This window comes from Blautia sp. AF19-10LB, assembly GCF_003461245.1.
Classification (GTDB): domain Bacteria; phylum Bacillota; class Clostridia; order Lachnospirales; family Lachnospiraceae; genus Blautia_A; species Blautia_A intestinihominis.
The window spans coordinates 2,088-9,092 of the sequence record NZ_QTWS01000065.1 but is presented as its reverse complement, the minus strand read 5'-3'; the positions used below and the strand labels follow the sequence as shown (position 1 = coordinate 9,092).

Here is a 7,005-nt window from a genome sequence, read left to right as displayed (position 1 = left end):
GAAACACTAAAAAATCCTTGATTTTCAAGGAAAAAAGACTTGACTATATAGGGAGGAAAGTTTATGTTAAGAGATATTGGTGTAGGCGTAGCCGTATTAGTAAAAAATCAGGAAGAAGAAGTGTTACTGCTTAAAAGAAAAAATAAGTTGGGCAATGGATGTTGGAGTACTCCGGGTGGGCATTTAGAGAAGAATGAATCTATTGTTCATTGTGCTATGCGTGAATGCCAAGAAGAAATAGGCATTAAAATAAATGAATTTACTTTTTTGGGTGTGACAAATGATATTCATCAAGATGAGAACACACATTATATTTCTATATGGATGATGGCGACTATTGATAAAGAATCCGTTATTATTCCAGAAGAGAGAGAGGTGGCTGCTTACGGTTGGTATAATATAGATGAATTTTCTGAACAATTATTTTTGCCATTTAAAGAGCTATTACACAATAAATATTTAACGACAGGGATTACTTATTCCATTAATACTGACTAAGTAAAAATACGTAGAATTTATAGGAATTATTCTTATTAAACTGGATAATTAAAGATGGTAATACAAATTAATTAAATGCTCTCCCAAAATTGGCGAGAAAATAAATGAAATCATTAAAAGTTAAAAACTGTATTTTTTGTACCTTCTGTGCAGACGATTGGTGGTGCAGTTTCTGCTATAAGCACCATAGTTTTAAGAGTAGACAGCGGAACAAAAATTGAAATGGCCTAAATTGGCCCCAAATATAAAAGTATCTGATTGTTCATTACGTTAATAAATAAGAGGTTCCACTTATGATGTGGAATCTCTTTTTCCGTCGAAACTCGTTGAAATTTATCGAACGATTTTTGTTGTTGTCGGTTGCTGTATATAGGTATACGGTAAATAGTTAGTACCGTGCTTTTGGCCTAAAACCATGAGATAATCCCTTTGTAAAACTAAAAGTTTTTTAAAGGAGAAATCTTATGGATAAGATCACACGTCAGGTCCGCATTGAACATTGGACCCAGATCATGAATGAATGTTTGAACAGCGGTATGAATAAGACTGAATGGTGCCGGGCTAATGGGATCTCAGACAAACAATTCTTTTACTGGCAAAGGATCCTCAGAAAAGAAGCTTTTGCTGCTTCGACATCAAAGGATCTTTCGCTTATCACAGACCCGGCAGATGAAACCAGACCGCAAAAGATCTCGTTTGCAGAGATCAGCCTTCCAATAAAACAGGAGTCTGTCAGAAATGGATTCCATCCGGATATCATCATCCGAAAAGGACCGGTCTCTGTAGAGATATCCAATTCCGTTTCAGCAGAACTCCTGTCACGTATCGGAGAGATCTTTCATGCTGAATGATGCTTCCGGGTTCCGCAGGATCTACCTGGCTACCGGCTACACAGATCTGAGACGTGGTATGGAGGGCCTTGCATCCATCATCAAGTTCAATTTTCAACTGGATCCGTATCAAAAAGATATCCTGTTTCTGTTCTGCGGAAGGCGGACTGACCGTATCAAAGGGCTGGTCTGGGAAGGCGATGGCTTCCTGCTCTTATACAAAAGGCTGGAACTGGGTGCATTCAACTGGCCCCGCACAAAAGAAGAGGCAATGGAGATCACACCGGAGCAGTACCAGTATCTCATGCAGGGACTGGAAGTTGTTGCACGCCATCCGATCCAGGAAGTCAGACCGGATAAGGTCTTATAAGATCCTGTGCAAAACAGAGAAAATAAAAAAATATCTTCCAATCATCATAAGTCCCGAAAAAGAGTTATCCACTTTTCATGATTCCGCTGCCTTCATTTATTCAGGAGTACTTTCAGGTCCCTTTACAGGGCTTGTGGATAAGTACTCTGAAAAGCCCGAAAAACTAATAGTTTTTTGAGTTTTTCAGAGTATTCATCTATTAGTAAAAATGACGGATACCCTGTCTGCCGGATTCGCTTTTTTTTTATCTTTGCGTTACAATAGGAACATCAGATAAAGGAGAACGACACCCATGGCAAAAGTATATACAGAAGAAGAACTGAATGATTTCAGCAGGGAAACACTTATGGCAGTCATCCTGTCCATGCAGGATCAGATCCACCAGCTGAATACAAACATGGAGCGCCTGATCGAGCAGATCGCTGACGCAAACAATAAGCGTTACGGCCGTTCTTCCGAAAAACTGGAAACGATCTCCGGACAGCTGGAACTGGAGCTTATATTTAATGAGGCTGAAGCACTTACGGAAACACTGTATGTGGTTGAGCCTGTTGAGGAAGATGTGATACAGCCGCGCCGCAAAAATAAAGGAAAACGGGAGGCAGATCTGAAAGATCTTCCGGTTGAAGTGATCGTCCATACCCTGTCAGAAGAAAAACTCCAGGATGTCTTTGGCACAGATGGATGGAAACAGCTTCCAGACGAGATCTATAAAAGGGTACGTGTGCAGCCTGCAGTCTATACTGTTGAAGAACATCATGTGGCAGTCTACGCTGGTAGGGACAACCAGACGATCATAAAAGCGGACCGTCCGAAGGATCTGCTCCGTAACAGCCTGCTCACTCCGTCACTTGCGGCAAGCATCATGAATGCCAAGTACGTAAACGGGCTTCCTCTTTACAGGATCAGCCAGGAATTCCTGCGGAATGACATCCATATCTCCAGACAGGTCATGGCAAACTGGATGATCCAGTGTGCGGACAGGTATCTGGGGATCCTTTATGACCGGATCCATAAAGAGATGTATCAGTTTCATGTACTTCAGGCTGATGAGACTCCGGTCATGGTCACTAAGGATGGACGGCCGGCAAACAGCAAAAGTTACATGTGGATCTATCGGACAGGAAAGAGTTATACGGATACTCCGATCATCCTGTATGAATACCAGCGTACCCGGAAAGCGGACCATCCGGAAGAATTCCTGAAGGATTTTAAAGGGATCGTGGTATGCGACGGTTACTCTGCATACAGGAAGCTGGACAGGGAAAATCCAGACATCGTCTTTGCCGGCTGCTGGTCCCATGCAAGGCGCAGGTTTGCGGAGGCGTTGAAAGCCCTGCCGAAAGCAGCACAGAAAAATGCGAAAGAGACTGTAGCTTACGAAGCAGTCAGCCGGATCACAGCGATCTATCATCTGGACAACCAGATGGAGGGACAGCCTGCAAAAGTCAGAAAGATGTACCGTCAGGCCAACATCAGACCTCTTGTAGAGGCCTTCTTTGCATGGGCAAAAGAGATCCAGACTAAAAATCAGCTTTCCAGAGGAAAGACTCTGGATGGGATCAACTACTGTATCAATCAGGAAGCTTCTCTGAAAGCCTTTCTGGAAGATGGCGATATTCCTATGGACAACAATGCGACAGAAAGTGCCCTGCGGAGTTTTTGTCTTCATAAGCATACATGGAAGTTGATCGACAGTCTGGATGGTGCAAATGCCAGTGCCATTATCTACAGTATCACAGAAACCGCAAAGGCTAATAACCTTAATCCGTTTCGATATCTTGAATATGTCCTGACTGTATTGAAAGATCATCAGGATGACAAGGAATACAGCTTTATAGATGATATCCTTCCATGGCCCGAAACACTTCCGGAAATATGCCGGAGTAGAACAAAGACAACTAATATTTAAAATCTTGCCGCCGGAAACGGCGGCTTAAAGTTAGAGTAGTACGGATGATTTACCGTATACATTGTATCTGAAAAATGTGGAAATTGCTCTATAGCCTTTTTAGTTATCTCTGGTTCCATTTTATCTAACATAGACACCATCATAATGGCTTTATCTTTTGTTAAGTGACGGAAATCTTCAATTCCCAATTTCTTCAAAGCCTTCTGTTCTGTTAACAATCGATCCATACCGCTTCCTTCTGACCATTCTACATGTTCTGCCACACATAATTTAAAAGCATATACTCAGTGTATCACAAAAGCAGCTTAGTGATACCAATATATAGCCTGAGAAATAAAAATGGAGTGCCAGCTTAGCACGCCTCAATTGTGTCTTTCTCTTCATCAGAATAATTTATTTTTTTCATACCACTTATCAATATTTCTACAAACTCTGTCTATATCTCCTTCAACTATATCTGCATCAATATCATATAGAAGCAATAACCTAAATAAAAATTTAAGTTTTCTGGCAGCAAGATCTATTTCTGCTCCTGAAAAATGCTGCGGTGTTTTATTTTCAAACATATGGGATAGCCAGTTTCGATGGACATGCGCTTTTCTTATAAATATATCATACAGACTATTGCCTTTTTCGTCTACATGTTTCTTTTCATATTCAAAAATACGGCTTATGTCAGGAGACAGATTGATGGCATACTCTATTTTTCCCTTTAAATCTAATCTGGTCAGGTTGCCCAAAAGTGCTTTTATTCTTCTTGACAGCTCTTCTTTATCTATTCTACTATTACAACAAATTTCTTCAATTATTGGAACATTTTCTGCAGTTAGGCAAAGGATATCTGCAATATCGTTTATCGCTTTTTTATCATATCTTTTTAGTTTTTTTCCATGTACAATATCCATATATCCTTCCAAACACTGGATATATGTCGCAATCGGTACTTCATCAACATAATCTCTGGATTCTGAAGTATATGCAAACATATTGAATTGAATAACTACTTTCTTTCGTCTTTCAAGCCAATTCCTGTAAATATCCGAAAAATCTGTACATGCTTTGAGAGAAATAGAGTACAAAAATCCCGTATTCCTTACAGTTGCATTAATGTATCCAGAAATTTGCTTGATTCCCTCTGCACATTTATTATTATCAAGCAAATATTTTTGTTCTATCACATCTGGAAAATAACCCGATAACAGATATTGAATCTCTAAAAATCGAATCAAGTAAATGTCCATTTCCCGTACTGTAATTGAGTCCTTGCATGTTAGTTTTATTACAGAATACTCTTCATTGTATTTATCTCTTAGTCTTACCGTTGCTATTAATACATCTGGAATAAGTATATATTCGTCTAACCAGATTATTCGTCGATAAGGAATATACTTACTCAAACGCAATGTATATTCAGCAACAGTACAAGTCAGTTCCATGTCTTTTTCTGTATGAAGGCCATACAAAATCCTATTCCAACTGATTTTCATTTTGCGTGTTGGTATTCCTGACAATTCGATTGCACAGTCTACAAGCGTAAATGAGATATTATTCTTATCGACTCCAAACAAGACTTTTGCTTGAATCAGTTTTCGATTTCTCCAATAATCATGGTAATACTGATTACATGGTTCTGGACAATCCAATATGAATCCATGCCGCTGATCGATAATATATGTGATATCGTACTCTTTCATGTTTTCTGAATTAACTGGTAACTGAATTTTCGCCCCTTCAATTTGAAAGTTTTTATTATCCATGCACATTCCCCTTTATGTATTTGCCTATATCTTATATTGATTATAGCAAAGAAAAAAAGAAGATTCAGTAAGAAAAGGTATGAATTTTTGACTTCTTTGTAAAAATGACATCTTTCGTGAAAAATAACATATTGCTATATATGCTGGAGGTGTTATGCATGGATAAACAAGTCTATACTGTAACTGAAATGCAGCAGATCTGAATATAAGCCGGGAATCTGCTTATTAATTTACTGGAGAGGTTTATAAAAATAAATATCCCTTTGTTATTTTAAAAATCGGAAATCATTTCGTATTTTCAAAGAATCTTTTGACTGATGGATGCGTGGTGAGAATTCTATGGCTACTAATTCTGATGTACTCCTATAATCTACGCTTGGGCAATCCCACAATAATTTTGCAAGTGATTTTCTCGACAAAGCAATGCCATAAAAAATATATCATACATTTGAGGCAGCAAAATCATGCACCGAGATTCCAGCTATAGTTTAAGGTGTAGATATTATTAAAGAGAGACCAGATCACTTCCGGTCTCTCTTTACATTTGACAAAAATAAAAAATTAATTACACTGGGTATTTGCCAACTGGAATAAAATCGGGATGGTTCCACCCAACTTCATTTTCTTTTCTGATAGCGATTTCTATTTCAAACTCTCTGTTACATACCCTACACTTTAACTTACGGGTAACTTCCAGTCCTGGTGGAGACATCAGAGATATTAGTGGATGTTCTCCTTCATGCTGCCTTGCATGTTCATCTAATACCTGTTGCTATTCATCCTTCAGGCGGATAGTCCAACATTCATGTTCTTCGCCACAATGAGGGCATGTGGGGTTAATTTTATATAGTCTGCCCATCTTATCTCCTGATTTTTTGTATTTCAGATCATTGCTTCCTACTTCTTTGGTTGCGGTATCATAGCTTAATTTGGTCTGGTTGATGTGTGGAATTCCTTTCTCATTGCTTTTCACCATTATAACACCGGTTGATATAACTTTACAAACTTATTAAAAATCGATGTTATCCATTATCTTTTACTTTCATATCGTTGATTTTGGGTGTTTTAGACGTTTAGTGTGGCTTTGGTGTATTGGAGTTCTGAAATCCTTGCAGGGAGTAAATTCTTCCTTCTTCATACTTACTCATATACGTTATATTATAAAGTTTTTAATTTTTCTATTCTAATAAAAGTGAAAGTAACAAAATATTATCGAACACGGGCCGGTAAACGACATGCATATAAAATTACTAGGTCAATTGCTTCAGGAAGTTTGTACTAATGATAAATCTTCAAAGCATAAACAGCTGGATATTTCTGCTTTGCAATATAGTATTGCTAAAGACCACTATATTGCAAACCAAGCAGGTTCTTTAATTGTTACGTTTGTATGCGTGGTAGGAATTATAAGCACTGTATATAAAAGCACCATACGGCCAGTATCATATTATATATGGTTTATCTGATCATTTATTTCATATTGGAAAGGTAAACAGCCACGATTAAATATCTTTAAAGAAGATACATTCTGCCATACAGGCTTCATAAAAGAAACCGATATGCGACGCTATTGCAATTAAGGTAATATTGACATAGAATTCCATGTATTATAGAATGGTATCTGTAAAAAGAAGGCAT

General features: G+C 38.2%; 6 protein-coding genes. 4 read left to right on the top strand and 2 right to left on the bottom strand.

Translation table 11 applies throughout. The features are described 5' to 3' along the window. Window positions 1–63: 63 nt before the first annotated feature. From DWX28_RS18580 to tnpC, 4 genes are all read left to right on the top strand, one after another. Complete coding sequence (locus DWX28_RS18580) at window positions 64–498, top strand: nucleotide triphosphate diphosphatase NUDT15 (RefSeq protein WP_118254606.1); 435 nt, start codon at window positions 64–66, stop codon at window positions 496–498. 464 nt (window positions 499–962) lie between these two features. Continuing rightward, window positions 963–1,349 carry an IS66 family insertion sequence element accessory protein TnpA gene (gene tnpA, locus DWX28_RS18575; protein WP_118254602.1) on the top strand — a complete coding sequence of 129 codons (387 nt, stop codon included), beginning with the start codon at window positions 963–965 and terminating at the stop codon, window positions 1,347–1,349. Beyond that, window positions 1,339–1,698, top strand: coding sequence for an IS66 family insertion sequence element accessory protein TnpB (tnpB, locus tag DWX28_RS18570; protein WP_118254598.1), 360 nt, complete (start codon window positions 1,339–1,341; stop codon window positions 1,696–1,698). Before tnpA ends, tnpB begins: the two co-directional genes overlap by 11 nt. Window positions 1,699–1,990: 292 nt before the next feature. Next, window positions 1,991–3,610 carry an IS66 family transposase gene (tnpC, locus tag DWX28_RS18565; protein ID WP_118254596.1) on the top strand — a complete coding sequence of 540 codons (1,620 nt, stop codon included), beginning with the start codon at window positions 1,991–1,993 and terminating at the stop codon, window positions 3,608–3,610. Here the strand turns inward: tnpC and DWX28_RS18560 are convergent. Next, window positions 3,607–3,837, bottom strand: coding sequence for a hypothetical protein (locus tag DWX28_RS18560; RefSeq protein WP_118254594.1), 231 nt, complete (start codon window positions 3,835–3,837; stop codon window positions 3,607–3,609). The two genes, tnpC and DWX28_RS18560, sit on opposite strands and share 4 nt — an antisense overlap. A 156-nt stretch (window positions 3,838–3,993) precedes the next feature. Beyond that, window positions 3,994–5,367: a HEPN domain-containing protein gene (locus tag DWX28_RS18555; protein ID WP_118254591.1), complete on the bottom strand. Its 1,374-nt coding sequence runs from the start codon at window positions 5,365–5,367 to the stop codon at window positions 3,994–3,996. Window positions 5,368–7,005: the final 1,638 nt, after the last annotated feature.

Bases quoted from the DNA above. Each gene is read 5' to 3' on its own strand.
- DWX28_RS18580 (WP_118254606.1), top strand. From the start codon at position 64: ATGTTAAGAGATATTGGTGTAGGCGTAGCCGTATTAGTAAAAAATCAG.
- tnpA (WP_118254602.1), top strand. From the start codon at position 963: ATGGATAAGATCACACGTCAGGTCCGCATTGAACATTGGACCCAGATC.
- tnpB (WP_118254598.1), top strand. From the start codon at position 1,339: ATGCTGAATGATGCTTCCGGGTTCCGCAGGATCTACCTGGCTACCGGC.
- tnpC (WP_118254596.1), top strand. From the start codon at position 1,991: ATGGCAAAAGTATATACAGAAGAAGAACTGAATGATTTCAGCAGGGAA.
- DWX28_RS18560 (WP_118254594.1), bottom strand. From the start codon at position 3,837: ATGGATCGATTGTTAACAGAACAGAAGGCTTTGAAGAAATTGGGAATT.
- DWX28_RS18555 (WP_118254591.1), bottom strand. From the start codon at position 5,367: ATGGATAATAAAAACTTTCAAATTGAAGGGGCGAAAATTCAGTTACCA.